We start from the raw sequence: 26,511 nt of genomic DNA, 5'->3' as shown, positions 1-26,511 counted from the left end.
CGCTACCGGCCGCCGGCGGCGCCACCCGCATTCCCGGAGCCGCCCAGCAGCGACGGATCGGTATCACGCGTCCCCTTGGACCCGACCAGCCGCGACGGGTCCGGCAGGTCGGCGAAGTAGCGCGTATTCTCCGGGAACTGCAGCAGCTGCTTACCATCCACCTCACCGAATACCGGCTGAATCGGATCGATCGCCGGTTCGGCAGCCAGGATCAGCGCGGTATCGGAATAACCGGCCAGCGACGTCAACTGCGACCAGGTCGGCGGCAGCAGCATATGCTCACCCGCCCGCCACGTCTCCAGGGCCGCCGCCGGAGTGGACCACAGCACCAGATCGGTTTCGGTGGTCGCACCGTCGGCCAACTGCCCCTCGGGCAGTACCGCCACGAAGAAGTTGGTGTCATAGCGGCGGCGCTCCACCGTCGGAGTGATCCAGCGCGACCACGGCCGCAGCAGGTCGGCGCGCAACACCAGCCGCTGCTCGGCCAGAAACTCCGACAGCGTCAGATCCCGGCCCTCGATTCGCTCCCGCTCCCGGCGGTACCCGGTGGTATCGGCGACCACGGTATCGGCGGTCGGGCCGGCCAGCAGCACCCCGCACTCCTCGAAGGTCTCCCGCACCGCCGCACAGACCAGCGCCTTGGCCCGCGCCGCGGATACCCCGAACCGCTCCCCCCACCAGCGCGGCGACGGCCCGGCCCAGTCGATCGCCAGCTCCGCGTCCACGGGATCCACCCGGCCACCCGGGAAAGCGGTCATTCCGGCGGCGAAATCCATTGCCCCGGCCCGCCGCTGCAGGAAAACCTCCGGACCGGCGGCGCCGTCACGCACCAGCATCACGGTGGAGGCGTCCTTGGCCTCGGGCACCTCCGCCACCGAATCCGGCACAGTCGTCTCACTCACCCTTCGCACACTAGCTGTGGGGGCGGGGCGGCGCATAGCCGGCGACACGGGCAACCGCAGTCTCCCGCTCCCAGTTGGCCGCACAGCCCCCAGGCCTGAGACCATGGCGCATGCGTGCCCGGCCTTCCGCTGTGCCGGTTGTCGTTCGCCCACGGTTTCATCACCGTTCCCGAAGTCTCGCGCTTTCCGGCCCCCGGTGGATCCCCTACCGCGACCGGTGGCGGCCCAACCGGCGCTTCCGGCGGGCGAAGTAGCGGCCGTCGATGCGGTCGAGGGCGATGGACTGGCGGAAGGCTTCGCTCAGGTTCTCGGCGGTGAGCACGTCGTCGAGCAACCCCTGGGTGACGATTTCGCCCTCGCTGATCAGCATGCAGTGGGTGAAGCCCGGCGGGATTTCCTCGACGTGGTGGGTTACCAGCACCAGTGCCGGAGCGTCGGGGTCGGCGGCCAGATCGCCGAGGCTCTCCACCAGTTCCTCACGGCCGCCCAGGTCCACGCCCGCGGCCGGTTCGTCCAGCAGCAGCAGCTCCGGGTCGGTCATCAGGGCGCGGGCGATCAGGACGCGTTTGCGTTCGCCTTCCGACAGCGTCCCGTAGGTGCGATCCAGAAGGTGTTCGGCGCCGAGGCTTTCCAGCATGTCGATCGCCCGGTCGGTATCGAGGTCGTCGTATTTCTCACGCCAGCGGCCGAGTACCGCGTAACCGGCGGAGACGACGAGGTCGGCGACCCGCTCCTCCGGGGGGATACGTGCGGCGAGGGCTGCGGAGGACAGGCCGATCCGGGGCCGCAGTTCGCTGACATTCGTTTTGCCGAGTCGTTCACCGAGTACGTAGGCGGTGCCGTAGGAGGGGTGGGTCTCGGCTGCCGCGACCTGCAACAGCGAGGTCTTACCGGCTCCATTGGGGCCCAGGACGACCCAGCGTTCGTCGAGTTCTACCTGCCAGGTCAGCGGGCCGACGAGATTGTGCCCGTTGCGGCGGATGGAAACATTGGTGAAGTCGATGAGCAGATCTGGATCGGGGTGCGCCACGCGCTCCATCTTGTCTCGAGGCGAACACGCTCGCGGCACCGGCACCCGCGATTCGCCGCGGCCCCGGCGCGGAAGACCACCCGGACCGGCGGTATCCGACAAACAGGACGGGTGAGAGCACATCGGCGCCGACGCCTCGGGAAGCCGCGCGACGGCCACCGCGGCGCGTTCACCCGCGGCGGCGGTGAGCCGGGAGTGATGTCGGCCGCCGACCACCCGGTCGACGTGATACATCGCTTCCGGGTGGCCGGCCGTGTGGACGGTGCGCGGCTCCTACCACTGGTCCGGCCGCGCGGGCCGGGTGGCGATCACGGTCGTCGAACCCGGCGCGACCTCGGTGAAACCGGCGTCGCGCACCGCGGTCGCCGCGCTGCGGGTGACGGCCGCCCGCAGCATCTGCCACTCGTCGGGCCCGGCCTCGCGGACCGCGCAGGCGAATCCGCGCTGCGCCCAGGTCCGGGCCTGTTCCACCGGCAGCGCGCCGGCGAAAAGCATGCTCGCGTGCCCGACCTGCGCGGCGGCCTTGCCGACGGTCATCCCGAGTTCGGCATTGACCCAGAACACGGGAACATCCAGGGGCACCGGACCGGGATCGTCGGATTCCAGATCGGTGCCGCCGATCTGGAGGCGCCGGATCCGCGGGTCGACCTCCCCCACCGGTCCCGGTACCAGGGCCCGTACCAGCGCGCCGCCGCTTTCGACGGTCACTCCGGGGACCTCGTTCGCGGCCGCCCACTGCGCCCCACGCGCCCGCCGGGCGACCTTCCTGATCCGTGCGCGCTTCCACGCCAGATACCGCTGCTCCCATTCACCTTCGTACCCGACGCGCGGGTCCAGGCACAGCATGACCGCCGCGGCCGCCGCGGCCGCGAGCACATCGCTGCGCGCGGGCGGATCGGTCTTGGGCAGGTGCAGCACCATCTGCATCGCCTGTACCTGCGCGGGATCCTCGGGATCGCCCAGCTTCCCGTATCCCGCGGCGAGTTCGGCGTGGCGTTCGGAAAACCCCGGGTCCGCGAGGAACTCGGGATCGACGTCTTCCGGGAAGTCCGGCTCCGCATCCATCTCGCGACCGTTCGCCGCTACCTCCGTCACGCCGCTATCCGGCATTCCACCAACCCTCCCAACACCCGAGCTTCACCGGACGACAGCCTACCCACGCACCGACACCCCACCCCTCGCGGTGCCGAGTCCGGCGGGGCCGCAGACAAATACGAATTCACCCCAGTGGTACCCGCCGCAGCAGGCCGTCCTCGGCGTCCGCGGCCTCGACCTCGTCGCGGGTCACGCCCAGGATGAACAGCACGGCATCCAGGTACGGCTGCGACAGCGCGGTGTCGGCGACCTCCCGCAGCGCGGGTTTGGCGTTGAACGCCACGCCCAGGCCCGCCGCGTTCAACATATCGATATCGTTTGCGCCGTCACCCACCGCGACCGTCTGCTCCATCGGCACCCCGGATTCGGCCGCGAAGGCCCGCAGCGCGGTCGCCTTGTAGGCACGGTCCACGATCTGCCCGACCACCCGGCCGGTGAGCTTCCCGTCGACCACTTCCAGGACGTTGGCCCGGACGAAATCGAGGTCCAGTTCGCGGGCGAGCGGGTCGATCACCTGCCGGAACCCACCGGAGACCACCCCACACCGGAAGCCGAGCCGTTTGAGCGTCCGGATGGTGGTCCGCGCACCGGGGGTGAGCTCGATCGTCGCCGCCACCTCCCCGATCACCGATTCGTCCAGTCCGGCCAGCGTCGCCACCCGCTGCCGCAGCGATTCCGCGAAATCGATCTCCCCGCGCATCGCCGACTCGGTGACCTCCCGCACCTGTTCCTCGACCCCCGCGTAGGCGGCCAGCATCTCGATCACCTCACCCTGGATCAGGGTGGAATCCACATCGAAGACGATCAGTCGTTTGGCCCGGCGCGCCAGTCCGGCCCGCTCCACCGCGATATCGACCTGTTCGATGACCGCCACATCGGCCAGCGCGGTCCGCAACCGGGAATCGGTATCCCCGCCGTGATCCGAGGCCGTGACCATGAGTTCCATCCCGGTCACCGGGTAGTCGGCGATACCGCGGATGGTGTCGATATTCGCGCCGAGACCGGCCAGTTCCCGGGACACCGCGCTGAACGCCCGCGCCGTCACCGGCGACCCGAGCACCACGACGGCGTGCGTGGACACCGGGGCCCGCGCGACCTGGGCGTCGATATCGACGTCCACCTGCATACCGACGGTGTTCATCGCCTCCTCGAGCTCGTCCTGCAGCGACTCGGGGTCGGACGGGCAGCTGATCAGCACACCCAGGGTGAGCCGGCCGCGGATCACCACCTGCTCGATATCGAGCAGACTCACCCGGTGCCGTGACATGGCCGTCAGCAGAACCGATGTCACACCGGGACGGTCGGGCCCGGTAACGGTGACCAGCACGGTGGTCTCGGCCAAAACAAACCCCTATCTTTGGCGGCGCCTCCGCGCCAGGAAGAAGCGCCACGCTGCGCACAATCGCAGGACTCGCGGGCCTGCCCACAACAATGTAAGTACACCCGCCACCTGGTCTACGGACGGCCCCCTCCCCGCACGCCCACACAGAAGCCTCGGACAAGCCCACCACCACATCCCCGCGAACCAACACACTCACCCCGGCTGTCGAATGCCGCCGCAACCCGCATGCGTCGAGAGTCTTACGAGACACCGCGAAGGGTTGAGGCCCGTCTCGCCCCTTGACCGAAGGTGCTCAACGGTCGCCCTCTATGGACGGGTCCACCGCACATCGCAGGAGCCGAAGGCTGGAGTCTCGAGGCCGAAACGGCAAGACCAAGGGGGCCTCAACCCCGCGGCGCCGCAGGGCTCCGCCAAAAACACAGCACCTTCACGAACAAACCGGCATCTCTCACCTTCACGAACTGCCTGCCTGCGCGCTCTCGCGTATCCCGGGACCGCAGCCCCGCTCCGAGGCGAACCGAGAATCCCTCGCCCACATCCGACGCCGACCACAGACGAATGCACCCCCCGACCGAAGCCGACGGGTGCATTCGTGAACGACCGAAGGTCAGGACTTGACCAGCGTCTCCTCGGGATGATGCTTGGCATCCCCCGTGAATCCGACGTGCGCTTCCTTACGCATCCGCTCGACCATATGCGGATAGTGCAGTTCGAAGGCGGGACGTTCGGAGCGGATTCGCGGCAGCTCGTAGAAGTTGTGCCGCGGCGGCGGGCAGCTGGTGGCCCATTCCAGGGAGTTGCCGTAGCCCCACGGATCGTCCACCGTGACCACTTCGCCGTATCGGTAGCTCTTGAAGACGTTCCACAGGAACGGCAGCATCGAGGCGCCGAGGATGAAGGCACCGATGGTGGAGACGGTGTTCAGCGTGGTGAATCCGTCACCGGCCTGGTAGTCGGCGTAACGGCGGGGCATACCTTCGGCGCCCAGCCAGTGCTGCACCAGGAAGGTGAGGTGGAAGCCGAGGAACGTGGTCCAGAAATGCCATTTCGCGAGCCGCTCGTCCAGCATGCGGCCGGTCATCTTCGGGAACCAGAAGTAGATACCGGCGTAGGTGGCGAACACGATCGTGCCGAAGAGCACGTAGTGGAAGTGCGCGACCACGAAGTAGGAGTCGGTGACGTGGAAGTCCAGCGGCGGGCTGGCCAGGATGACACCGGACAGACCACCGAAGAGGAAGGTGACGAGGAAGCCCACCGAGAACAACATCGGTGATTCGAACGTCAATTGCCCCTTCCACATGGTGCCGATCCAGTTGAAGAACTTCACACCGGTCGGGACCGCGATGAGGAAGGTCATGAACGAGAAGTAGGGCAGCAGCACCGCGCCGGTGGCGTACATGTGGTGCGCCCACACCGCGATCGACAGGGCCGCGATGCCCAGGGTCGCGTAGACCAGGGTGGTGTAACCGAAGATCGGTTTACGGCTGAAGACCGGGAAGATCTCGGAGACGATACCGAAGAACGGCAGCGCGATGATGTAGACCTCCGGGTGCCCGAAGAACCAGAACAGGTGCTGGTAGAGCAGGATGCCGCCGGTGCCCGGGTCGTAGATGTGGCCGCCCAGGTGCCGGTCGTAGGCCAGGCCCATCAGCGCGGCGGTCAGCAGCGGGAAGGCGAGCAGGACGAGCACGCTGGTGACGGCGATGTTCCAGGTGAAGATGGGCATCCGGAACATGGTCATACCCGGAGCGCGCAGGCAGACCACGGTCGTCAGCATGTTCACACCGCCGAGGATGGTGCCCAGACCGGAGACGGCCAGACCCATGATCCACAGATCGGTGCCGACACCCGGCGAGTGCAGGATATCGGTGAGCGGCACGTAGGCCGTCCAGCCGAAGTCCGCGGCGCCGCCCGGGGTGATGAAGCCGGCGGTCGCCATGGTGGCGCCGAACGCGTACAGCCAGTAACTCAAGGCGTTCAGGCGCGGGAAGGCGACGTCGGGGGCGCCGATCTGCAGCGGCAGGATGATGTTGGCGAAGCCGAAAACGATCGCGGTCGCGTAGAACAGCAGCATGATCGTGCCGTGCATGGTGAACAGCTGGTTGAACTGCTCGGGCGACAGGAACTGCAGGCCCGGACGAGCGAGCTCACCACGCATCATGAGGGCCATCAGGCCACCGATGAGGAAGAACGCCATCGAGGTGGTCAAGTACATGACACCCAGGACCTTGGGGTCCGTGGTGGTCACCATCTTGTAGATGAACGACCCCTTCGGCCCTGTTCGCGCCGGAAATGGCCGAGTCGCTTCCACCCCCTGCGGGACTGGTTTGGGCTCTACGGCAGTCACTGATCCTCCTGAAGGTGCCTTTAAAGTCCGCTCCGCAGGCTCCACTGTTTTGCCCGCCGCCCGGTGTGCCCGGGCGGCCAACGGTTAGCTTGCGCTTCTCGAATCGTAAACCTTCCGCTGAAGCGGGGTCCCCCGGGTCCTACTCTCTGTCGTACTCGGGGCCGCCGAGCACTCTTTCCCGAGCGAACGCCCGCCGGTCACCGGTGGCAGCAGCAGGCCCCGAGTACACCGACCCGGCTCACCGTCCCTATCACGCAGCCGCACAGAGCAGACACAACCCCATGCGCCGAGTCCTACGAAGCACCGCCGAGGGGCGAAGCCCATCTCGCCGTCCATGCCGCACAAAACAGATGTAACCCGTACGCGTCGAGTTGTACGAGATACCGCGAAGGGTTGAGGCCCGTCTCGCCCCTTGACCGAAGGTGCTCAACGGCCGCGCTCTACGGACGGCCCACCGCACATCGCAGGAGCCGAAGGCTGGAGTCTCGAGGCCGAAACGGCGAGACCAAGGGGGCCTCAATCCCGCGACGCCGAAGGCGGCGCCAAAAAACACAGCCGTGTACCCTTCCCCGCATGCCGGTGAGCCCCGCTGTCCACAACCCCGCCGCGCGTGAGCCCTGGATCTCCGGGCGGACCGGCCGGTTCGGCCGGCTTCTGGGCGCCGTGCTCGCCTGTACCGCGCTGGCGGTGTCGGCGTGCGCGGATCATCCCGACGATTCGGCCTCGATCATCCGCACCACGACGAAAATCGCAGGTGCGGGGGTGGTCGGTATCGAACGCGACACCACGCAGGCCTGCCCGCTACCGTCCCCGCCCGATCCGGCGGACGGCCCGACCCGCACCGTCCGGCACGCGTCGGGCGAGTCCCGGGTTCCGGCGGATCCGCAGCGCATCGTGGTGCTGGGGACCTCCGCGCTCGATGCCACCTGCGCGGTCGGGCTGTGGGAGCGGGTGGTCGGCACGACCACGGTCCCGGGTCCCGCGCCGCAGCCCGGCTATCTGGGTTACGGGGTGGTCGAGATCCCCGGTGTCGGTACCGCCGCCGATCCTGATCCGGCACTCATCGCCCAATTGGACCCCGATCTGATCATCGGCGAGGTCCCCGCCGGCCGCGCCGGCTATGAAGCATTGAGCGCGATCGCCCCGACGGTGCTGGTCGGCGCGGAGCCGAACTGGGAGGAGCAGTTCACCGCGTTCGCGGGCGCAATGGGCCGGCAGGGTGCGGGCGCGGCGGCGCTGGACGCCTATCACACCGAAGCCGCCGATACCGGCGCCACCATCAACGCCCGCTACGTCCAGGCCTCGATCGTGCGTTTCACCCCGGGCGGTACGGAGTACCTGGGCAGCGAAACCTTCGCCGCGCAGATCCTCGCCGATACCGGCGCCACCCGGCCCACCGCGCAGCGCGACACCTCCGCCCCGATCGACGAATCCGATCCCGTGGCCGCCGAGGGCGATCTGATCTATGTACTGTTCGCGGGCCCGGACGGGCAGGAGCACGGGGAATCGGTGATGCGCTCGCAACCGTGGGAGGAACTCGGCGCGGTGGTCGATAATCGCACCTTCGTGGTCGACGACGCGCTGTGGCATACCACCGGCCTCACGGCGGCGCGGGCGGTTCTCACCGATATCCGCGACACCCTGAACGCCTACGTCATGGACTGACGCTCCCGCGCACGCCCGGTCGAGGTGGGCAGCCTCGGGTACGTGGTCGGCATTCCACCTCGTGGGGACCGACGCTGCCCGCACACCCGGTCGGGGTGGCGGTCGCCGGTACGGGGCCGCCGCCCGGCACTCCGTGCGAGCCACCCGCCGGGTCTCACCGCACAGCAGGACCGGAGCCCGGTACCGCGCGGCGGCATCGCCCGCCGAATAGGCGCCGATCGGTCCACAGAGGACTCACAGTGCGGCTCCAGTAATCCGCCAGACAGCGTCCCTACCGTGGTTCTCACCCCATCGGAAAGAGGTGCCCACGTGCGGAAACGACCTGAACGGCCACGGACGGAACTACCCTACGAACACGATCTCGGGCTCGCCCACGATATGTCGGTGATGCTGGGCCGCCGGCGGGCGCTGTGGATCATGGGCGCGGTCGGGACCGCATCCGTGGCCGCGGCCTGCTCGTCAGGTACCGGCACCGCACCACCGGTTCGGCAGCATTCACCGCCGCGAGCGGCACCGCGGGCGCGGGGGAGAACGCCCGGCTGACCGCCCAGATCGCGCTGCCGCGGGGAGCCTGCGAGCAGGTGTTCGGTGCCGACTCCGGTTATGCCCGCAGTGTGACGAACCTCGGGGGAGGTGACGCCGGCCCGGGACAACGTCTTCGGTGACGGCCGGGACGCCGAGCCGGCCACGGTGACCGGCGATCCCGGGAGCGGGATGGAGATCTCGCTCACCATCGCTTAGCCGAGAAGTCGGCGAACCGAGCCGACGGTGGTCCCGGACAGAGCGGCCCCCGCCGGAACCGCCCGCGGGTGGCGCGGGGCCCGATGGTTCTCCGCCCGCGGGTGGCGCGGGGCCCGGTGGTGCTCCGCCCGCAGGCCCACCTCCCGGCGACGGCACCGCCTCCGGCACCGGGCCCGGCGTAGAACCGCGGAACGCTGGTCCGGCCGGCTGACCGGAACACGGCCCACCGGATCCCGCACACCGCCGAAGGCACCGGTCCGCAATCGGACATCAACCGTTCCGAGACCCTGTTTCCGCAGGTGAACAGCCTTAACCGGCGTACCGTCGAAGTATGGGCGGCAACACTGAGGGTGATCGCTCACTCGCGAGCCGGCTGAGTATCGGGATCGCCATCGGACTGGCGATCGGTATCCCGCTCGGCCTCGTGGTGCTGAACAACCTGGTCCTCGGAATCGGGCTGGGTATCGGCTTCGGGCTGGCCTTCGGTCTCGCCATGGCACCGTCGAGTGACGACAGATCCGATGGCCACCACAAACCACCGTCCGACGACTGAAGTACGCTCGGCGCCTGCGGGGCCCACGCGCGCCGAAATCTCCCGCTCCCTAGCGCATTCGACGCGTGAAACACAAGTTGTGGTAGTGCTCGGCGATTCAACCCCCAAGGGGTAGTGTTACGGCACGCGCTGAGCAGTCGTCGGATTCGTTGGGAAGGGTGTGGAAGCAGCATGAAGCTCATCGATCGGGTTTCGGCCATCAACTGGAATCGGGTACCCGACGAGAAGGACGCCGAGGTCTGGGATCGGCTCACCGGTAACTTCTGGCTGCCGGAGAAGGTCCCGGTGTCCAACGACATCCCCTCCTGGAACACCCTCACCGCCGACGAGAAACAACTCACCATGCGGGTGTTCACCGGCCTCACCCTGCTGGACACCATCCAGGGCACCGTCGGCGCGGTCAGCCTCATCCCCGACGCGCTGACCCCGCACGAGGAGGCGGTGCTCACCAATATCGCGTTCATGGAGTCGGTGCACGCCAAGAGCTACAGCTCGATCTTCTCCACCCTGTGCTCGACCCGCGAGATCGACGACGCTTTCCGCTGGTCGGAGGAGAACCGCAACCTCCAGCGCAAGGCCGAGATCGTTCTCGAGTACTACCGCGGCGAGGACCCGCTCAAGCGTAAGGTCGCGTCCACCCTGCTGGAGAGCTTCCTGTTCTACTCCGGCTTCTACCTGCCGATGCACTGGTCCTCACGCGCCAAGCTCACCAACACCGCCGATATGATCCGCCTGATCATCCGGGACGAGGCGGTGCACGGCTACTACATCGGCTACAAGTACCAGCGCGGACTCGAACAGGTCACCCAGGCCGAACGCGACGAGCTGAAGAACTACACCTTCGAGCTGCTGTTCGAGCTCTACGACAACGAGGTCGACTACACCCAGGACCTCTACGACGAGGTCGGCCTGACCGAAGACGTCAAGAAGTTCCTGCGCTACAACGCCAACAAGGCCCTGATGAACCTGGGTTACGAGGGCCTGTTCCCGAAGGACGAGACCGAGGTGAATCCGGCCATCCTCTCGGCCCTGTCCCCCAATGCCGACGAGAACCACGACTTCTTCTCGGGTTCGGGTTCCAGCTATGTCATCGGCAAGGCGGTCAACACCGAGGACGAGGACTGGGAGTTCTGACCGGAACGGCGCCGATATCCGGCTGAGCGGACGATTCGAGGCATCCTGTCGAGCGGGACCGCCGCATCGGGGTCGCGGCGATGAGTATCGATGGTCAGCGAGCGGCGAAGACTCGCGAAACGTCCGGAGACCGGGTGGAGCCGGGCGTCGATTCGGCTCCACCCGGCGGTCGCAGTGTCCTGGCAGCCGACCGGTAGTACGGCGCCGAGCCGATGCTCGGTGTGCGGGTAGGTGCGGTAGCGGCCCACACGCTCGGCGTCCGACGCAGCCGGCTTACCTTTATCGAACCGGAGTATCGGCTGGTCGTCACCCTCGGAACCGAGTCACAGATTTGATGGTTTCGAAACCGGTGAATCCGACCGACCGCCGTTAAGGTTGAGGGCGACCTACCCACTTCAGGGAGATGGCGATCATGGCAAATTCGGTCATGGACGACTACGTCAGTCAACTGCGCGTCGCGCTACACCAGCTCCGCGATTGGCCCTACCCCGATCAGATCGATCACGCGCTCTTTCGGGCAATTATGAAAACCCCGCACGATGTGGGCGGGGAGCCCGATGCGCCGGCTGTTTTCGAAGAGAAGGAAGAGGAGGTCTGGGAGCTCAATACGTTCATCACCTGCGAGGTGCTGGGCTGGCGGGGCATCTGGACTTCCGAGGAACGTCGCCGGCTGGGAAATGTCGATGTCGGGCGTACGCAATATCTCGGGTTTCCCTATTACGGCCGCTGGGTGCTGGCCGTCGCTCGCTGCCTCATCGACAAACGGCATATCACGCTGCGTGAACTGCTCGAACGAACCCAGGAGGTCCGGGAGCGCAGCGCGGGCAGCTCCGGCCCGTTGACGGCCGCGCCCCGTGGCACCGGAGACGGTACCGAGGTGGCCCGGAATATTCATCACCGTGACGCGGTCGGTCACGGCGATCCCCAATGTTTCGCCGGGCAGGCGGAAACTCCCCGGTTCGGAGTCGGCGACCGGGTACTGGTGCGTGATCTTCCGACCATCTTCTACACCCGCACCCAGGAGTATCTGCGCGGCAAACCGGGGACGGTCGTCAAAGTGTCGTACGAGAGCCCGATACCGGAAGACGAGGCGTTCGACCGCGAGGACCGGCGCCCCGAATGGTTCTACATCGTGCGCTTCGATATGACAGATCTGTGGGATCCGTATCGAGGATCCCCCGGCGACACCTTGCAGGCGGAAATATCGGAGCCCTGGCTCCAGGCGATCTCGTAGACCGGGTTACACCTCAGTGGGAGGAACACGATGAGCGGGATATCGAACGAAGGCGAGGACACCGAAGCACCCCGGCACGCGGCGCCGATGGTGGAGGAGGTCACCGATTTCGAGGTGCTCGAGGTCGCGCTACGCGAACTCGCGATCGAGAAGGGACTGTTCACCGCCGAGGACCACCGCCGGTACACCGAGTATTTCGAGCAATTGGGTCCGGCGCCGGGTGCCCGGTTCGTCGCCAAGGCGTGGTCCGACCCCGACTTCAAGCAGCTCGCCTTGGACGACGCCATCACCGCATGCCATGAGGTCGGCATCGATTGGCTGAAACCGACCGGCTTCGGAACCCCCAGCGATTTCACCGCGCTGCACGTCCTCGAGGACACACCGACGCTGCATCACGTGGTCTGCTGCAGCCTGTGCTCCTGCTACCCCCGTCCGCTGCTCGGGAATTCGCCCGAGTGGTACCGGACCCCGAACTACCGCCGCCGGCTCGTCCGCTGGCCGCGTCAGGTTCTCGCCGAATTCGGCCTCTACCTCACCGAAGATGTCGAGATCCGCGTCGAGGACTCCAATTCCAAGCATCGGTTCATGGTCCTACCGGTACGCCCGGACGGCACGCAGGGATGGAGCGAGGAGGAGCTCACCCAGATCGTGACACGTGACTGTTTGATCGGCGTCGCCCTGCCCAAGCCGGGACGCACCGCGGATGTGGAACGCCCCGTACACACCGCGGTGCACCCGGCGCAGAACTACTGACGGACCGGAGGACAACAGATGCCAGTGAGCGAGGACATTACGCGGGTCAGAGTGCCGCTGTTGGAGGAGATGATCGCCCGGGGGCAGGTGTGGTCACGAATGGCCGACAAGTACGGCGTCGAGAACCCGTCGCCACCGTGGAAATCGAGTCTGGACGGAATATGCGACGCCCTCGACCGCGAAGGGGCGGCACTGCCGCTGCTCACCCGGCGTGACGAGGAGGACCGTCTCACCGAGGAGGTGTATCCGGCGCTGCCGTTTCCGGAGAATCAGCTCGTCGCGCTGGCGCATTCGTTGATCGCCAGAGGAGTCATCGACGAAGCCGAGTTGGCCGGCCAGATCGAGGAGGTCCGGGCCAGGCTCGAAGCGGGGGGATGAATCGGTCGTCGGTGCGTGTGGAAGAACGCGTCTCCGGTGCGGCGACGGTGTCACCGCACCGGAAGACACCGATCAGGCGTGGGCACGCAACGCGTCGATGAACCACTCCCAGGCCGGAACGCGAGGTTCCCGCCGCGGCCAGTCGTTGAGTACTGCCAGCAGCTCCCAGTACCGCTCGACCCGGCGGTCGGTGAATACCTCGGTCCGATCGGCCAATCGCCGGCGTGCCGCCGCGGGCAGAGCGGCGTCGACGATCTGTTCCAGTACCTCTTTGCCGCGGACGGATCCGGGTGTCACGCCTTCGTCGAGCGCGCGCCCGGCGTACTCGGACACACGATCCGGATCGATGTCGCTCTCCGGCCCGGTCTCGCCGGTGGCGCCGACCACCGCCATCTGCCGGCAACGGGCCTGGAAGTCGGTGTCGGTCACCAGTTCGGCCAATTCGATCCAGGCGTTCACCTGCTCCGGGCTCGGGTCGTCGGGGAGTTCAGGGGGCAGCATGCGCATCCCGTGCGCGATAGTCGCGCCCGGCGCGTCGTCCGCTATCCCGTCGAACATGGCGTTGACGAAGTCGTCGATCAACCGTTGCCGTTCGGCGGCGGACAGTTCGGCCATCTTGTGCATAATTCTCATCTCCTCGGTCGAGCTTCCTCGATGAGCGACCGAACGCAGGACCGCGCGCCGGATCCGCAGGGTGCGGATCTCGGCGTCCAAGGCGCGGGCGTGTGATGCGGCGACCTCGGCCACGGTGGCCTGTCGTCGCAACACCTTCTGCACAGTCGGCAGGTCCAGGCCCAGCTCACGGAGCGTGCGCACCAGATCGAGCCGGGCCACCGCTTCGGTGTCGTAGAGCCGGTAGCCGGACGGCGACCGATCGGTCGCCGGTACGACTCCGGAGTCCGACCAAAACCGGATGGTCCGCACCGAGAGTCCGGTGCGGCGTGCCAACTCACCGATGGTGAACAGTCCCTCGTGGTCACTCACGGGAATCAGCCTGAACCTTCCAGTAGATGGAGAGTCAACAGATATTTCGTCCGAATCGCACGTCGGCAGGATCCGGCTGCCCCGGTGCTTTCCGATGATGTTCGCCGGCGGCCCCCGCGATCGCGATGATCCGGTCCCGCAACTCCGCCGGGGCGAGGATATCGACCTCGGCGCCGAAACCCACCAGCATGGCCGCGGCCACTTCCACACTGCGCACCGGCAGCCGGTACATATCCGGCTCGCCAGGGACGGGATCGGGGTCACCGAGCGCGGTCACCGCCAGGGACCGCAACACCAGCGATAGTCGCGGCCGGTGCACGCGCAACACGATCTCGGTGGCGGGCGCTGCACGGAAGTCGTCGCGCATCTGCCGCCACACCCGGTGCAGATCGAGGTCCGGCGGCCGGCGGCCGGGTTCACCGAGCCGGCGCACGGCGCTGATCCGGGACACCCGGTAGCTGCGCGGCCTGCCCCGATGGGCGGCGACGAGATACCAGGTCGTGCCGACAACCGGCGCCGACCCACGCCCGCTCCCCGCCCGAGCCGATATCGACACGAACCGGCCCGGTGAGGACTACTTGAAACGGTCGAGCGCCGCCCTCGACCGGTGGGCCGACGACACCATGCTGACCCGCACACTCATCGCGCCCTGGGGCGAGGCCCCCGGTGGACTCGCCGTCGGCGGATACCTCATGGAAACCGTCGCGCACGGCTGGGACCTGGCCGTATCCATCGGACAGCCCGCGGAAGCCGACCCGGCACTGGTGGCCAAGGCGCAGGCCATCGCCGACCGGGCGTTGAGCGACGCGTTCCGCGGTCCCGGGTCACCGTTCGGTATTCGCGTCGAGCCGCCCGCCGAGGCCGGACCGACGGAGCGACTGGCCGCCTTCCTCGGCCGCAGCCGGCCCGAGAGCCGCTGACGGTTTCCGCGCGCCCGTCGCACCGCGTCGCAGATCGGGCCGGTGCGGTGGGCAGGCCGCCCTACAGGCCGAGGACCATTTCGAATTCGCGCCGGTCTCCCGAATGCCGGTCCGTCAACCCGTGGCGCGAGTACAGCCGTTCGAGCGCGGGACAGCTGGTTGGCAAGACCTCAGTGGTCGCCGGAGGAGCCGGCGGGGTCACCGCCGTTCGACCGGCGGGCTTGGGCGTACGTGTTCGTCACGGCCGGCGCGTGGCCGAACCGGAGGCCGCCGTCGAGGATGTACGGGCCCGGCGAACGCAGGTGTCCGGGCATGGTCGTCGGGCTCGCCCGCGGTTTACTCGCGCGGGCGGAGTCTGGCATTCGGCAGCGGTGGCGCCGGTAGTGGCGGCTTTTGGTGGGGTGGGGACTCGCCGAACAGAGCAGGCTTTCCGGCATCCCTCGGGTCGGCGGGTTCGAAACCGAGCTCGGCCTGGTAGCGGCGCCGGTACTCGACAATCTCCTGGTGATCGCGTCCGACGAAGTTCCACCACATCACGATCTGCTCCCGCAGCGGGACGCCTCCCAGGAGGATGACGCGGGCTCCGGTGTCGCCCGCGGTGATGACCAAGGTGTCGGATCCGGGCGGTATGTAGGCGAGTGATCGGTGGTCGACGGCGGCCGAGTTCACCGTGACCTCGGCGCTCTCGGCGAGGACGGCGTGTTCGAAGTCGGCCCGCACGGTGAGTTGTGTCGAGGCACCGGGCTCGAGTACCGGTTCGGCACCGAGCAGGTCCGGGGTTCGCGTGTCGACCGGGGAGCTCGATCCGAGCAGCGCTCCGATGAACACACGTGCCGTGACGCCGGGGCGTGTCACCGATTCCGGCGCATAGTGCGCGAAGGCGTTCTCGCTGAACCTCGTCGCGTACCAGAGCTGCACGCCGTGCAGGGCGCCGGAATCGCCGGATATCACCGGCATCAAATACTGGCGATACTCCGAACCGGCATGCAACGCGCGCCGGCAATGTGAGGATGGGGGCATCGAGCCGACGAGGGAGGAACCATGGGGAAGTTGGACGGAAAAGTCGCTGTCGTCACCGGCGGCGCCCGCGGGCAGGGCCGCTCGCACGCCGTGACGCTGGCCACGGCGGGCGCCGATATCGTGCTGTGCGATATCGCCGCGCCCATCGCGAGCGTGCCCTACGCACTCGGTTCGGAAGACGACCTCGCCGATACGGTGAAACTGGTCCGCGACACCGGCCGCCGCTGTGTACCCGTCACCGCCGACGTTCGTGATCAGGAACAGCTCTACGCCGTCGCCGACCGCGCCATCGACGAATTCGGCCGTATCGACATCCTCGTGGCCAACGCGGGCATCGCATCCAACGCTCTGATCGCCGAAATGCCCGAACAGACCTGGCAGGACATGATCGATGTCAACCTGACCGGCGTCTACCACAGCTTCCGCGCCGTCGTCCCACATATGATCGAGCGCGGCGCGGGCCGCATCGTCGCCACCGCCTCCATCGTCGCCCGCATGGGCGCCCGCAGATCCGGCCACTACGCCGCCGCGAAATGGGGTGTGGTCGGCCTGGTGAAATCACTGGCCGAGGAGGTCGCGGAACACGGCATCACCGTGAACGCGGTCCTCCCCTCGGGCGTACAGACCGACATGATCATGAACCCCGCCACCTACCGCGAACTGATGCCCGACCACGAGAACCCCACCCGCGAGGACGCCATGGCGATGTTCGAGGCCGGGGGCGGGTTGATCCAGCCCGAAGAGGTCTCGGAGTTGATCCTGCTACTCGTCTCCGACTCCGGCGGCCGCTACAACGGCGAAGCGCTGACAATCTCCGGCGGCCTGAGCACCCACACGGTCTGAGCGGATCTATTCGGATCCACTGGATTGGCGAACCGCGGCAGAGACCTTCGAGTCCGGACCGACAGGATGAAGCCGACACAATGAAATCGTCCAGGTGTCGCGACGCTCACTGGGACTATCGGGAGTTCTTCGCCACCCCTGTTATCGCCGGTGGCCATATCGGGTACACATTCGTAGCCGGACCGCCTGTCACCGGTGATCTGGTTCCGACGGTCACGGCCTTCGGCCCGGATCAGGCCGAGGTGGGGCGGGCCCGCGCCACAGTTCCCGGCGCCCTGAGACGACGGGAGATCGTTTTCAGTCCCCGCGCATCCGGGCGATGAAGGCGTCCCAGTCCGCAGGCGCGAAGTCCAGCGCCGGACCGACCGGGTTCTTGGAATCCCGGACACCTACCCGTCCTGATCCCAACCATGCGACTTCCACGCAGTCGCCACCACCCCCGCTGTACGACGACTTGAACCACTGCACACCCGATAATTCGCCCATTACTGGTCGTATCTCCTTGCGATTCCTCTTATTCGATCTCGTGAAGTCACCTCATCGAGCGCCGCGGACCGGAGCGTTTCGTACAGTGAGCGAAACCGCATCACATCATCGGCGTCCTCGAAAGTCATGGAGCCGATGGCACCCTCAGAGTGGACCACGGCCGGTTCGCTATCCGGGAAGTCGAGCACGATGAAAGGCTGGACGACATCACCGGTCGGTAGCCCGGCGGCGAAAGGCAGTACCCGCAAAGTGACGTTGTCGTGGGTGCTCGTATCGGCGATTGCCCGGCACTGAGCTGCCATGATTCGCTTCGAACCAACCACCGTGTGCAGCACGTTCTCATGCAGCAAGTACTCCATCCCAGTCTTCGACCGCCGCTGCGCGAGCCGTCGCTGACGCTGCATCCGCATCTCTACCCGGCTGTCTATCTGCTGCTCGCGGTCGTCCGGCGCGTAGGCGCGGTAGATAGCTCTGGCATAGTCGGCCGTTTGAAGAAGGCCAGGAATCACAAGCGGTTGGAAGAACCGCAAATCGGTGGCATAGGCCTCCAGCTCGAGATAGGAACTGAATCCCTCGTGCATAAAATGTCGATAGTTCTGCCACCAGACCTTCGTATTCGATTCCGCGGCAATGGCCATCAGATACTGGGTGCGATCGTCCGGCAGATCGAAGTAACGGCAGAGGTATTCGACTTCCCGAACCTTGATCCGCTCGTACTGCCCCAGTTCGATCCGGCTCAATGTCGCCCGGCTGAACTCGGTCTCCCGAGCCACCTGTTCGAGCGTCGAACCGCGTGCGTGACGCGCGTCGCGCAACGCTCTCCCCAGTTGCCGCCGCGGCAGTGTGGTGCCGCTGAGATCCGCCTTGCTCGGCATCGTGCCTCCCCTGTTTCTCAACGAATCGCCCGGCGTTTCTCAGGTCGAGAACAATCGTAGGCAGGTACCGGGAAACGTGCTGCGACTTCCGATCGATCCCGTGACGGCCTCCCGCCGACCCACGCCGAGTCTGTGACCTGCAGCAACATAGTCGCATGTCCGAGAGATACGGAAGACGTTGTCGCAAAGACGCTTTCCCGGCGGGCTCCGGCGCCGCCGGTGCACCCGCGCCGACGCGCCACACCGAATGCGAAGGCCGGGTGGCGGCCTGGCGACTCGATGGCGGGGCGATCCGGATTCTGGAGGTGCGCGACACTTCGGGCGTGAGCATGCCGCTGCCCGCCCACACCTGCACCGACCTCGCGGATATGCGCGAGCGGTTCCCCGAATACGCCCTGCTGTGGGATACGATCCGCCACGAGTTCTGGGCGCATACCGTCGCGCGGGGACTGCTCGGATGACCGCAATCCGCTACCCCGACGACGAGTCGGTCGCCGAGATCACCGCGCATTTCCTGCCGGTCGTACCCGCCGGATCGCTGCCCGTACTGTTCGGATTCCGATTCGACGGCGAGACGATCCACGCCGAATGCGCCGAGGTCGATCCGAGTCGGGGCGTCATGGATCCGAATCCGATCCATGTGGCGGCCGCCCGAGTGCGTGCCGTCCTCGGCCCCTGCATGTTCGGATTCGGTTTCGTCTTCCTCGTTTTCGCCGATCAACTGGATTCCCGCGATGCCGCACGGCACATCCCGGCACCTGTCCGTACCGCCGCGGCGCGACTGCCCGCCGGGCCGGATGTGCTCGCGGCCGCCACCATCGATGCCGCCGGTCGCCAGTGGTGGGCAGTCCGCCCCCACCAGTGCGCCGCCGACCCGGTACTCCTGCGGTACCCCGCAGTCGCACCACCGGATTGGCGCCTACCCGAATCCATCGACGCGTCCCTGTGGACCGCCGCACTCGCTCTCGACGCCGCCAACCATCCGCATCTACTGAGGCTGCGGATCACGAACCCGCGCGAACGGACCGGACTGTGAGTGCTACCCGGTTCCGCCCGCACCGAAGCCCGTGCTCACCAGGCTTCGGCGTGCTCCTCCGCCAACCGGCGCCAGCCCAGATCCATCCAGCTGCCGAAATGGCGGGTGAACTCGGCCGGGGTGGCCGGGCGCACCGTCACGTGGGTGCCGCGCTGTTCGATGTAGCGGCCGTCGCCGGTGATATCGTGCCATTCCAGCAATCGGAGCGGGTCGGCATTCGCATCGAATCGCCCCATTCGCAGCACCGCACAACCGCCACCGTCGGCCTCTCTCCGGACCAGCCGCCGATACCGGTCCCGCGCGCGAGTGCGCTGCGGATTCTCGAACTGCTCCGGCCGGGAGTCCACATCGTCGGGATGGAAGGTCTCGGGTCCGGCTGTCCCGGGCGCACACCCGGGCAATGTGGTCACCAGCCGGGCCGCCAGCTGCTCCGGCCGCAACAGTCGCACCTGAATCGACCCGAAGTCGTCGGCATTACCGGCCTGGCTCATCGTCACCGCATGGCTCTCGGTGCGCGCGCCCACAATCCGGTAGTTGCGCATATCGCCGCGTCCGGTGCTGCGTTTGTGCGCGACGGTGCCACCGAAGATCGCGATATGCATTGTCGAGGTGCCCAGCGTATCCAGGGCCACCTGGATAGTGGCGCGCTCCTCCCGCGTATACCGCTCCCGCACCGCGAGACGATGCGCCCGGGCTTCATCGTTGAAGGCGAAACGGCTGGTGTAGCGCAGTGGGCTGGGGAACCGGTCGTAGGCGTCGCTGTACCACAGCGCCGCGAAATCATCCGGCTCCCACGTCCACTCGGACATCGATCATTCCTCTTTTTCGTTGCGGGACAACAATTCCCGCGATGTATTGACGACGTTCCGGTACCGCGCCGAACACCGCTCGGCCGGCCGACCGAGCGGCTCGTACGGCGAAACTCTCGGCTTCTAGTCGGGGTTGCGTCCGATCACGCCACCGGCGATGGTGGGCGGGATATCGCCCAGCAACTCCTCGGTGTTCTCCTGGTTGATCAGGTAATCGGGTGTCGAACGCTTCGACTCGTCATCCTGACCACCACGTCCCGCACCGGCGCCACCCATCGGCATACCCGTCATCCCACGGTTGGCCGCCGCGTTCGCCGCGGCGGCGGACGCAGCGGCCGGGACGCCGGCGGCGGTATTCGGTGCGCCCTGGACGGTCCGACCGGGCGTCTGCGACTCGGGAGTACCGGAGGAACCGGGACCCCCCGGAGGTGTGCCGCCCGGCGAGCCGGGACTTGTGGTCACACCGGACGGGGTTGTGCCCGCAGGGACAGTGGGGGTGGTGCCGGTGGGGGTTGCGGTGGACGCGGGGTCGGTGGCGGTATCGCCGGGGTCGGTGGTGGTCGGCTGCGTCGTCTCCTCGCCAGGGGTCTCGCCCGGCGTCTCGCCCTCCGGAGTCCCCGGCGTCTCACCCGCAGGCTTCTCCCCTGCTGTACCGGTGGGGCTCTCTGGGGAAGTAGCGCCCGGGTTCCCTGTGCCGGTGGTGTATCCGCCGGGTGGCGGGGCGGGGATATCGGTGGCGGAGGTGGGACCGACAGGGACCGGAATCACCGGGATCTGGGTATCGAGTTCCCCGAACCGGTCGACATAATGGGTTTTCATCACCACCCGCGCCTCCTCGGTCCGCCGACCGATTTCCTCGTCATGCCAGAACTGGTTCCAATGCCTGTTGACCCACCCCCCGGCATCCATCGGCTCAGGTATGGCTTTTTTCGTCTCCACGATCGCATCGGCCGCAGCCCGGATTCCGTTCGCCAGCGCTTCGAGGGCAGGAGTCACAGGACGGGCGTGCCTGTCGATGTAATCCTGGATGGCCTGCTTGGACTGCTCAGCGGCCGGGCCGGACCATGCCTGCGCAAGAGACGCCTGAGTGGATCGCAGAAACGTTTCGAAACCCTGCTCCCACATCAGCTTCATCAGCAGATACTTCCCTGCCTGACCGGTCGCATCGTTCACATCGAGCGGACTGAACGCGCCACTGATCTTGGGATGATCCCAGCCGTCCGGATGCTCTCCACCCTTCGGGATGATCGCGTTTTCATACTGCGGCATTTCGCTCATGCCGGCCCACCGAGAAAGGTATTCAAGTCGAGGACCGGGCCGGCAGGCGGCCTTTCCGGCAGGGACTCGTTCAAAGAATTGAACGCGGCGGCGAACTCGCTGTCGGCCTGCATCATCTGATCTCGCATGATCCGGAAGACGTTCTGAATATCGTCGACGATCTTGTAATGCTGATCCATGATCTCCCAGACGCCGTTGCCATCTGGGGCACCCTTCGCCTTCACCTTGTAGCGACCGACCATGGCTCGGGCGGAAGTCAGGTCATCGTTGGCTTCCCCCAGACCCCAGTGATCCTGCTGAGAGATTTCCTCCGCGCTACCTTGGATCCGCACAATCTGATCTTTGAAGAACTGACAGTCGCGTTCAAGGTATATGAAATCTTCTGGTGTCATCTGCACCGATGTCTGACCGTTGGTTGCCGCATCGAGCATGTTGGCCATCGGCCGCGGTGCGGGCTCGTCACTCATATCCGTCCTTCCGCAGCGTGATTCCGATACTCGGCTTACTCACGCGTCTGCCGGGATGTTCGGCGCAAGCTTCTCAACCAAGTTCCGGGCGAGTTCACAAGTGTCGAGATGCCCGGTCTTACTGCGAGACGACGGGTTGGTGAGCAAGAATTCAAGGCTTCCCCCGACAAGTGCAACGTTGACATTGCACGAAGCTTCGACGTGGGTCTTACCCTGCCGCGAAACGATTGCTGACCGTCCACCGGTCTCGAATTCCTGCGTTCCAGGAAAACCCTTGTCTTTGATCATGTCGAGGGTCATATTGGTCGTCCGGATGGCAGCCGAATACCCATCTGTCTGTATCCACATGCACCCGTTCCACTTTATCCCGTTCGCGCTTGCATCATCCGGCACAGGATCTCGCAGCCCCTCCGACTTAAGGGTCTCCGGTGGGATATCTGTGCACGGATCGAATCCCGCAGGCACCTCCGTCGCGACGCTCGGCGTCTCGGGCCCCTCCGCGCCCTCGGTAGCAGACTCACACCCCGTCAGCACCAGCACCGCCGCACCCACCAACGCGATCAACGCCTTACGCTTCCCCGCGGCCACCATCCGACCTCCACCGCCGATACCACCAGTCGTCCGACCCTTGGGGAGGACCGGCGTCTCCGCCCCCTGCTGCCGGCTCGCTCAGACGTTACCGGCGCCAAAAACTCGACGCAACCGTCCAAGCCTCCCGGACCTGCACGCATAGTCAACGCGCCGGCGAATTCGTCACCCTGCTCACCAACCCACGTCGAGCGGCGACCAAATCCTCTGCGCGCCTGGGAAAACGCGGTGTTCTCCACTCTGCTTCTTGTCCGCGGACTGTCGAGTGGCCTACGTCGAATACCACTCCCACCGGCCGGGCGAGCACCCCGGACGAGTGGGAGTACGCCTGCGGTGCCGGATCCTCCACCCTGTTCCGCTGGGGTGACGACAGCTTGGACGGCGGCTATCCGTTCGATCATTCGGCAGGGCCACACCGTGAGGCGAACCTGTGGGATCTGATGATCGGCCAGGATCCATACAGGCACGAGTTCACCAGCGAGCCGGCCGTCGTCTGTGGTGGTGACGGGGGCAGCGCCGCCTGCGGCGGCACCGGGTTCTTCCTGGGGTGGCTCACGCTGGCGACCGCCTACCGTGACAGAGATTTCGGGGCATGGCTCGACTCCGACGACCGGTACGTCACCGAGCTGCTCATCCGGCCGGTCGCCGAGGTGATTTGAGAGCGTCGCACGTTCGTTGATATCGCGCAGCGCGGTGTCCCGAGAGCATTTGGTGGTGATGGCCCAGTTGCGAGTGCGGCGATCAATACGCCTATTCACCGCAGATTCTGCGGTGAATAGGCCTTCGATTCCCCGCACGGGCCTCGCCGCGCTGTCGACGAACGAGCACCCCGCGAACCATCACTCCTATGGCACAGGCCGGGCCGTCCCAGCGCCGGACTCGACCCGACGCTGCCCCGCTCAGATCCCCAGCACCAGCTTCGCCGTGGTGAAGTAGATGATCAGCCCGGTCGCGTCGACCAGCGTCGTGACCATGGGCGCCGACACCACCGCCGGGTCGATCCGCAGCCGCTTGGCCAGCAGCGGCATGGTGCCGCCGATGGTGGCGGCCCAGGCACAGATCAGCACCAGCGTGACACCGACGACCACCGCGACCCGGGGGCCCACGAACAACCCGCCGATGACCACGCCGACCACGGCGAGCATGGTCCCGAGAACCAACCCCACCCGGCACTCCCGCCAGATGACTTTGAACAGGTCACCGCCGCGTACCTCGCCGACCGCGACCGCACGGACACAGGCCGTGGCGGCCTGCGCGCCCGCATTACCACCTGCGCCGATGAGCAGCGGAATGAACAGCGCCAGCTGCGCGGCCTGTTCGAGGGTGGCCTCGAAGAAACCGGTCACGCTCACCGTCAGCGTGGCCGCCACCAGCAGCAGCATCAGCCACAGGGCGCGGTAGCGGGCGAGCTGGAACACCCCGGCGGCCATGTAGTGGCCTTCCCAGGGCGCCGAACCGGCCTGTTTGGCGACATCCTCGCTGTCCGCGGCCTCGATGACCTCGACGGCGTCGTCGATGGTGAGCAGCCCGACCAGCCGGTCCTCGCTGTCGACAACGGGCAGGTTGATGTCGTTGGTCTCGCGCATGAGGCGCGCGGCCTTCTCCGCCGAATCGGTGGCGCGGACGAAGGCGGGTTCGGTGACGACGAGGTCGGCGACCATGGTGTCGGGGCCGGTGAGGACGAGTTCGCGCAGTTCCACGATGCCCTGGAGGCGGCGGCCCGCGTCGACCACGGGGAGGGTGTAGACCGTTTCGGCGTTGCCGCCCTTGAGCCGGACCGTGCGCAGGGCGTCGGCCACGGTGAGGGTGCCGGGGATGGCGACGACCTCGGGCGACATGTACCGGCCGACCGACCCCTCGGGGTAGCCGAGCAGTGCGGCGGTCATCCGGCGTTCGCGGGGGCTCAGCCCGGCGAGGGCTTTCTTCGCCACCTTGGCCGGCGCTTCGCGCAGCATGCGGGCGCGGTCGTCGGGTGCCATGCCCTCGACGAGTTCGCGGAAGCTCTGATCCCGCAGACCCTGCAGGATCTGCTGCTGATCGACGGGTTCGAGTTCCTCGAACACCGCGAGTGCCAGATCCTTGTCCAGCAATCGGAACGCGACCCCGGCCTCGACGGCATTCATCCGCGCGAGTTCGTCGGCGATGACGTGCGGCGGATGGTTGTCCAGCCAGTGCAGCGCGGCATCGACGCGGTGGCTCTCGACCACGTCCTGGAGGGATTCCGACAGCGTCGTCGGCACTTCGATGAGATCGATCTGCGACATGAGAAGTCCTCGGCACAGCAGTGAGTTGCGAGTGATTTCGAAGGAAAGTCACACCGCGAGGCGCCGAGCCGGGCCGCTCCGCCGACAGTTACTGCTGGCGGAAGCGCGGGCGGACGGCGCCGCGCGGCCTTCGACTGGGAGGTTCGCTGCGCATTGCAACACCACCTCCTCTTAGGTCGCCGCCGCGCGCGTGGGTACACGCCCGATCCGGATAACTGTCTATGAATGCGAACGCATTCTTGATCAGAATACATCCTGACCATGGGAAGTCCGCATCGAAAGGTTCGTCACACGGCGTTTCACACTTCCGGGCGTGTCCGCGCGCCACGGAGTTGCTCGGGATTGTCGAGAAACAGGCTGATCCGGGTCACCGCGGCGGAGATCCGACCGCTGGGTACCGGTGACTCCACCCGGATATCGGCCGGTTCGCGCAGCGTCACATCGATGGTGGTGCCGTCCGGTCCGGCGAGGAACAGGCGGTCGCCGTCCAGTGCTGTCCCGGTGTGGTTGTAACGCCGGTGTTCGGTGACGGCCGCGATCCGGTCGAATGCGATGGTCGCGATCTCGCGGCCGCCGCGGCGCAGCACCAGCGCCCGATCGGTGGCGTAGTGCGGGTAGGCGATATCCGCGACGAACACCGCGAACAGCAGCAATAGTGACCACAGCGACAGCACGCCCAGCGAAATACTCAGCCACGTCCACGGAATCAGGAGGTGGAGCACAGCCATCTCCAGCAGGGTCACCGCCAGAAAGGCCAGGGGCATCGCCAGCGTGCCCCGCGTGCCGGGCAACGGTTCACGTTCCCGGCCGTCGCAATCGGTGCGACGACGCAACCACAACCAGACCCCGCGGTAGGCCCGGCCCTGGTTCCGCAGGAACCTGGTTGGGCGCCCGGTCACGGTCGAACGTCCGTGCCGGTGAGCAGTTCGATCGCCCGCAGTACCGCGCGGCGCTGGGCCGGATCGGGCACGAGTGCCATCAGCGACAGATCGGGGCCGCTCGCGTCGCTGGACGCGGTCGAAGCCGCCAGCGATTCGAAGTCGGCAGCGCGCAGCCCTCCGGCGAGCTCGTATGCCACCCGTTCGATCAACTCCCCGGACTGCTCCACCGCCCGGCCGCTCAACTGCTCCCAGCCCCGCAGCATCCGCCGGTAGTTCTCCCGTGCCGAGGTATCGGAGAACGCGCGCGCGAACCACGTGAACATCTCCTCCGGAGTGTCGCCGGAGATGGCGATGATCTCCAGGAGATCGCGCTCCCGGTCGAGTGCCGGGCGTTCCAGATCGTCGGCCTGGTCCCGGGCAGCGTCGAGCACGTCGGCGAGCTCTGCGGGTAGCGCGGTGAGCGTACGGCCGGCGTCGACGGCGGCCAGCATTCGGCCGAGCCCTTCCTTCTTACGGACGAGCTGGGCGACGCGGTGGGAGATCTCGTCGTGCAAGGCCGCCAGATCCGCGCGGAGGTCATCGGTATCCGATGTCCCGCGCTCGGTCTCGAACACCGCGGCCACCGCACCCAGGGGCAACCCGTTGTCGGCGAGCCAGCGGATACGCATGAGTCGCGCCAGCTCGGCCAGTCCGTAGTCGCGATAGCCGCTGTCGGGGCGGACCGGTTCGGGCAGCAGGCCCAGCCGATGATAGTGGCGGACGGCGCGGGGAGTCGTTCCGGCGGCGGTGGCTATCTCGCTGATTCTCACACCATCAGCTTCGGGTGTGACGCTACGTCGCAGTCAAGTACTGGGACCTGGAATCGGACACACCGGGCCCGCCGGCG

Annotated in this window: 28 protein-coding genes; 11 read left to right on the top strand and 17 right to left on the bottom strand. The window is 66.9% G+C overall.

Going from position 1 to position 26,511, the window contains the following annotated elements:
* Window positions 1-2: 2 nt before the first annotated feature.
* From NGR01S_RS22110 to ctaD, 5 genes are all read right to left on the bottom strand, one after another.
* On the bottom strand, window positions 3-836 hold the full coding sequence (locus NGR01S_RS22110) for an NUDIX hydrolase (protein ID WP_063039934.1): 834 nt from the start codon (window positions 834-836) through the stop codon (window positions 3-5).
* A 271-nt stretch (window positions 837-1,107) separates the two neighbouring features.
* Window positions 1,108-1,941 (bottom strand): ABC transporter ATP-binding protein, encoded by an 834-nt coding sequence (locus NGR01S_RS22105; protein ID WP_063039932.1) that lies wholly within the window; start codon window positions 1,939-1,941, stop codon window positions 1,108-1,110.
* 264 nt (window positions 1,942-2,205) lie between these two features.
* The gene (locus NGR01S_RS22100) at window positions 2,206-2,997 is read right to left on the bottom strand and encodes an aminoacyl-tRNA hydrolase (protein WP_063039930.1); all 792 of its coding nucleotides are present in this window, start codon (window positions 2,995-2,997) and stop codon (window positions 2,206-2,208) included.
* A 154-nt stretch (window positions 2,998-3,151) separates the two neighbouring features.
* Window positions 3,152-4,369: a phosphoserine phosphatase SerB gene (serB, locus tag NGR01S_RS22095; protein ID WP_063039831.1), complete on the bottom strand. Its 1,218-nt coding sequence runs from the start codon at window positions 4,367-4,369 to the stop codon at window positions 3,152-3,154.
* Between the two features lie 607 nt (window positions 4,370-4,976).
* Window positions 4,977-6,716 carry an aa3-type cytochrome oxidase subunit I gene (gene ctaD / locus NGR01S_RS22090; protein ID WP_063039829.1) on the bottom strand — a complete coding sequence of 580 codons (1,740 nt, stop codon included), beginning with the start codon at window positions 6,714-6,716 and terminating at the stop codon, window positions 4,977-4,979.
* A 573-nt stretch (window positions 6,717-7,289) separates the two neighbouring features.
* On the opposite strand from ctaD, the gene NGR01S_RS22085 reads away from it, so the two are divergent.
* The 6 genes from NGR01S_RS22085 (at window position 7,290) to NGR01S_RS22055 (ending at window position 13,174) form a co-directional block, all read left to right on the top strand.
* Window positions 7,290-8,381, top strand: coding sequence for an ABC transporter substrate-binding protein (locus tag NGR01S_RS22085; protein WP_084481574.1), 1,092 nt, complete (start codon window positions 7,290-7,292; stop codon window positions 8,379-8,381).
* A gap of 1,072 nt (window positions 8,382-9,453) precedes the next feature.
* Complete coding sequence (locus NGR01S_RS22075) at window positions 9,454-9,675, top strand: glycine zipper domain-containing protein (protein WP_063039825.1); 222 nt, start codon at window positions 9,454-9,456, stop codon at window positions 9,673-9,675.
* 171 nt (window positions 9,676-9,846) lie between these two features.
* The gene (gene nrdF, locus NGR01S_RS22070; protein ID WP_063039824.1) at window positions 9,847-10,809 is read left to right on the top strand and encodes a class 1b ribonucleoside-diphosphate reductase subunit beta; all 963 of its coding nucleotides are present in this window, start codon (window positions 9,847-9,849) and stop codon (window positions 10,807-10,809) included.
* Window positions 10,810-11,221: 412 nt separating this feature from the next.
* The gene (locus NGR01S_RS22065) at window positions 11,222-12,043 is read left to right on the top strand and encodes an SH3-like domain-containing protein (RefSeq protein ID WP_157107380.1); all 822 of its coding nucleotides are present in this window, start codon (window positions 11,222-11,224) and stop codon (window positions 12,041-12,043) included.
* Window positions 12,044-12,073: 30 nt separating this feature from the next.
* Window positions 12,074-12,796 (top strand): thiocyanate hydrolase subunit gamma, encoded by a 723-nt coding sequence (scnC, locus tag NGR01S_RS22060; RefSeq protein WP_063039820.1) that lies wholly within the window; start codon window positions 12,074-12,076, stop codon window positions 12,794-12,796.
* Window positions 12,797-12,814: 18 nt separating this feature from the next.
* The gene (locus NGR01S_RS22055) at window positions 12,815-13,174 is read left to right on the top strand and encodes a hypothetical protein (RefSeq protein WP_063039818.1); all 360 of its coding nucleotides are present in this window, start codon (window positions 12,815-12,817) and stop codon (window positions 13,172-13,174) included.
* 72 nt (window positions 13,175-13,246) lie between these two features.
* Here NGR01S_RS22055 and NGR01S_RS22050 read toward each other — a convergent pair whose 3' ends face one another.
* Both NGR01S_RS22050 and NGR01S_RS22045 read right to left on the bottom strand, forming a co-directional pair.
* Window positions 13,247-14,158, bottom strand: coding sequence for a helix-turn-helix domain-containing protein (locus tag NGR01S_RS22050; RefSeq protein WP_063039816.1), 912 nt, complete (start codon window positions 14,156-14,158; stop codon window positions 13,247-13,249).
* A gap of 34 nt (window positions 14,159-14,192) precedes the next feature.
* Window positions 14,193-14,609: a helix-turn-helix transcriptional regulator gene (locus tag NGR01S_RS22045; protein ID WP_063039814.1), complete on the bottom strand. Its 417-nt coding sequence runs from the start codon at window positions 14,607-14,609 to the stop codon at window positions 14,193-14,195.
* 49 nt (window positions 14,610-14,658) lie between these two features.
* Here NGR01S_RS22045 and NGR01S_RS22040 point away from each other — a divergent pair, with 49 nt between their 5' ends.
* A complete protein-coding gene (locus NGR01S_RS22040) occupies window positions 14,659-15,078 on the top strand; it encodes a TIGR03086 family metal-binding protein (RefSeq protein WP_063039812.1) in 420 nt (139 codons plus the stop codon).
* A 336-nt stretch (window positions 15,079-15,414) separates the two neighbouring features.
* Here the strand turns inward: NGR01S_RS22040 and NGR01S_RS22035 are convergent, their stop codons facing one another.
* Window positions 15,415-16,035: a pirin family protein gene (locus NGR01S_RS22035; protein WP_245664708.1), complete on the bottom strand. Its 621-nt coding sequence runs from the start codon at window positions 16,033-16,035 to the stop codon at window positions 15,415-15,417.
* Window positions 16,036-16,119: 84 nt separating this feature from the next.
* Here NGR01S_RS22035 and NGR01S_RS22030 point away from each other — a divergent pair, with 84 nt between their 5' ends.
* Window positions 16,120-16,941, top strand: a complete 822-nt coding sequence (locus NGR01S_RS22030) for a mycofactocin-coupled SDR family oxidoreductase (protein ID WP_063039808.1) — start codon at window positions 16,120-16,122, stop codon at window positions 16,939-16,941.
* Between the two features lie 297 nt (window positions 16,942-17,238).
* On the opposite strand, the gene NGR01S_RS22025 is transcribed toward NGR01S_RS22030, so the two are convergent.
* Entirely contained in the window at window positions 17,239-17,427 is a 189-nt protein-coding gene (locus NGR01S_RS22025) for a DUF397 domain-containing protein (RefSeq protein ID WP_063039802.1), read from the bottom strand.
* Entirely contained in the window at window positions 17,427-18,302 is an 876-nt protein-coding gene (locus tag NGR01S_RS22020; protein WP_084481571.1) for a helix-turn-helix domain-containing protein, read from the bottom strand. The genes NGR01S_RS22025 and NGR01S_RS22020 overlap by 1 nt, the downstream gene beginning before the upstream one ends.
* A gap of 323 nt (window positions 18,303-18,625) precedes the next feature.
* Here NGR01S_RS22020 and NGR01S_RS22015 point away from each other — a divergent pair, with 323 nt between their 5' ends.
* Entirely contained in the window at window positions 18,626-18,763 is a 138-nt protein-coding gene (locus NGR01S_RS22015) for a hypothetical protein (RefSeq protein WP_157107379.1), read from the top strand.
* Window positions 18,760-19,338: a hypothetical protein gene (locus tag NGR01S_RS22010; RefSeq protein ID WP_063039796.1), complete on the top strand. Its 579-nt coding sequence runs from the start codon at window positions 18,760-18,762 to the stop codon at window positions 19,336-19,338. The genes NGR01S_RS22015 and NGR01S_RS22010 overlap by 4 nt, the downstream gene beginning before the upstream one ends.
* A gap of 35 nt (window positions 19,339-19,373) precedes the next feature.
* Here the strand turns inward: NGR01S_RS22010 and NGR01S_RS22005 are convergent, their stop codons facing one another.
* The 4 genes from NGR01S_RS22005 to NGR01S_RS21990 all read right to left on the bottom strand — a co-directional run bounded on the left by NGR01S_RS22005 (window position 19,374) and on the right by NGR01S_RS21990 (window position 22,483).
* Window positions 19,374-20,147 (bottom strand): ESX secretion-associated protein EspG, encoded by a 774-nt coding sequence (locus tag NGR01S_RS22005; protein ID WP_063039794.1) that lies wholly within the window; start codon window positions 20,145-20,147, stop codon window positions 19,374-19,376.
* A gap of 123 nt (window positions 20,148-20,270) precedes the next feature.
* Entirely contained in the window at window positions 20,271-21,416 is a 1,146-nt protein-coding gene (locus NGR01S_RS22000) for a WXG100 family type VII secretion target (protein WP_084481588.1), read from the bottom strand.
* 5 nt (window positions 21,417-21,421) lie between these two features.
* Entirely contained in the window at window positions 21,422-21,892 is a 471-nt protein-coding gene (locus NGR01S_RS21995) for a hypothetical protein (protein ID WP_245664707.1), read from the bottom strand.
* 39 nt (window positions 21,893-21,931) lie between these two features.
* Window positions 21,932-22,483: a DUF3558 domain-containing protein gene (locus tag NGR01S_RS21990; protein WP_063039790.1), complete on the bottom strand. Its 552-nt coding sequence runs from the start codon at window positions 22,481-22,483 to the stop codon at window positions 21,932-21,934.
* Between the two features lie 371 nt (window positions 22,484-22,854).
* Here NGR01S_RS21990 and NGR01S_RS21985 point away from each other — a divergent pair, with 371 nt between their 5' ends.
* A complete protein-coding gene (locus NGR01S_RS21985) occupies window positions 22,855-23,139 on the top strand; it encodes a hypothetical protein (RefSeq protein ID WP_218020813.1) in 285 nt (94 codons plus the stop codon).
* A 240-nt stretch (window positions 23,140-23,379) separates the two neighbouring features.
* Here the strand turns inward: NGR01S_RS21985 and mgtE are convergent, their stop codons facing one another.
* The 3 genes from mgtE to NGR01S_RS21970 all read right to left on the bottom strand — a co-directional run bounded on the left by mgtE (window position 23,380) and on the right by NGR01S_RS21970 (window position 26,434).
* Window positions 23,380-24,744 carry a magnesium transporter gene (gene mgtE / locus NGR01S_RS21980; protein WP_063039788.1) on the bottom strand — a complete coding sequence of 455 codons (1,365 nt, stop codon included), beginning with the start codon at window positions 24,742-24,744 and terminating at the stop codon, window positions 23,380-23,382.
* A 299-nt stretch (window positions 24,745-25,043) separates the two neighbouring features.
* The gene (locus NGR01S_RS21975; protein ID WP_063039786.1) at window positions 25,044-25,643 is read right to left on the bottom strand and encodes a hypothetical protein; all 600 of its coding nucleotides are present in this window, start codon (window positions 25,641-25,643) and stop codon (window positions 25,044-25,046) included.
* On the bottom strand, window positions 25,640-26,434 hold the full coding sequence (locus tag NGR01S_RS21970) for a helix-turn-helix domain-containing protein (protein WP_063039785.1): 795 nt from the start codon (window positions 26,432-26,434) through the stop codon (window positions 25,640-25,642). The genes NGR01S_RS21975 and NGR01S_RS21970 overlap by 4 nt, the downstream gene beginning before the upstream one ends.
* Between the last annotated feature and the right edge of the window lie 77 nt (window positions 26,435-26,511).

Origin of the sequence: Nocardia grenadensis NBRC 108939 (assembly GCF_001613445.1) — a bacterium.
Lineage (GTDB): Bacteria > Actinomycetota > Actinomycetes > Mycobacteriales > Mycobacteriaceae > Nocardia > Nocardia grenadensis.
Note: the sequence above shows the minus strand (reverse complement) of the source record. Positions and strands in the feature narration are given on the sequence as shown.

What these genes read in the sequence shown, in the direction of transcription:
- NGR01S_RS22110 (WP_063039934.1), bottom strand. Translation starts at nt 836, where the DNA reads ATGCTGGTGCGTGACGGCGCCGCCGGTCCGGAGGTTTTCCTGCAGCGG.
- NGR01S_RS22105 (WP_063039932.1), bottom strand. Translation starts at nt 1,941, where the DNA reads ATGGAGCGCGTGGCGCACCCCGATCCAGATCTGCTCATCGACTTCACC.
- NGR01S_RS22100 (WP_063039930.1), bottom strand. Translation starts at nt 2,997, where the DNA reads ATGGATGCGGAGCCGGACTTCCCGGAAGACGTCGATCCCGAGTTCCTC.
- NGR01S_RS22085 (WP_084481574.1), top strand. Translation starts at nt 7,290, where the DNA reads ATGCCGGTGAGCCCCGCTGTCCACAACCCCGCCGCGCGTGAGCCCTGG.
- NGR01S_RS22075 (WP_063039825.1), top strand. Translation starts at nt 9,454, where the DNA reads ATGGGCGGCAACACTGAGGGTGATCGCTCACTCGCGAGCCGGCTGAGT.
- nrdF (WP_063039824.1), top strand. Translation starts at nt 9,847, where the DNA reads ATGAAGCTCATCGATCGGGTTTCGGCCATCAACTGGAATCGGGTACCC.
- NGR01S_RS22065 (WP_157107380.1), top strand. Translation starts at nt 11,222, where the DNA reads ATGGCAAATTCGGTCATGGACGACTACGTCAGTCAACTGCGCGTCGCG.
- scnC (WP_063039820.1), top strand. Translation starts at nt 12,074, where the DNA reads ATGAGCGGGATATCGAACGAAGGCGAGGACACCGAAGCACCCCGGCAC.
- NGR01S_RS22055 (WP_063039818.1), top strand. Translation starts at nt 12,815, where the DNA reads ATGCCAGTGAGCGAGGACATTACGCGGGTCAGAGTGCCGCTGTTGGAG.
- NGR01S_RS22035 (WP_245664708.1), bottom strand. Translation starts at nt 16,035, where the DNA reads ATGCCGGTGATATCCGGCGATTCCGGCGCCCTGCACGGCGTGCAGCTC.
- NGR01S_RS22030 (WP_063039808.1), top strand. Translation starts at nt 16,120, where the DNA reads ATGGGGAAGTTGGACGGAAAAGTCGCTGTCGTCACCGGCGGCGCCCGC.
- NGR01S_RS22025 (WP_063039802.1), bottom strand. Translation starts at nt 17,427, where the DNA reads ATGGGCGAATTATCGGGTGTGCAGTGGTTCAAGTCGTCGTACAGCGGG.
- NGR01S_RS22020 (WP_084481571.1), bottom strand. Translation starts at nt 18,302, where the DNA reads ATGCCGAGCAAGGCGGATCTCAGCGGCACCACACTGCCGCGGCGGCAA.
- NGR01S_RS22010 (WP_063039796.1), top strand. Translation starts at nt 18,760, where the DNA reads ATGACCGCAATCCGCTACCCCGACGACGAGTCGGTCGCCGAGATCACC.
- NGR01S_RS22005 (WP_063039794.1), bottom strand. Translation starts at nt 20,147, where the DNA reads ATGTCCGAGTGGACGTGGGAGCCGGATGATTTCGCGGCGCTGTGGTAC.
- NGR01S_RS22000 (WP_084481588.1), bottom strand. Translation starts at nt 21,416, where the DNA reads ATGCCGCAGTATGAAAACGCGATCATCCCGAAGGGTGGAGAGCATCCG.
- NGR01S_RS21995 (WP_245664707.1), bottom strand. Translation starts at nt 21,892, where the DNA reads ATGAGTGACGAGCCCGCACCGCGGCCGATGGCCAACATGCTCGATGCG.
- NGR01S_RS21990 (WP_063039790.1), bottom strand. Translation starts at nt 22,483, where the DNA reads ATGGTGGCCGCGGGGAAGCGTAAGGCGTTGATCGCGTTGGTGGGTGCG.
- mgtE (WP_063039788.1), bottom strand. Translation starts at nt 24,744, where the DNA reads ATGTCGCAGATCGATCTCATCGAAGTGCCGACGACGCTGTCGGAATCC.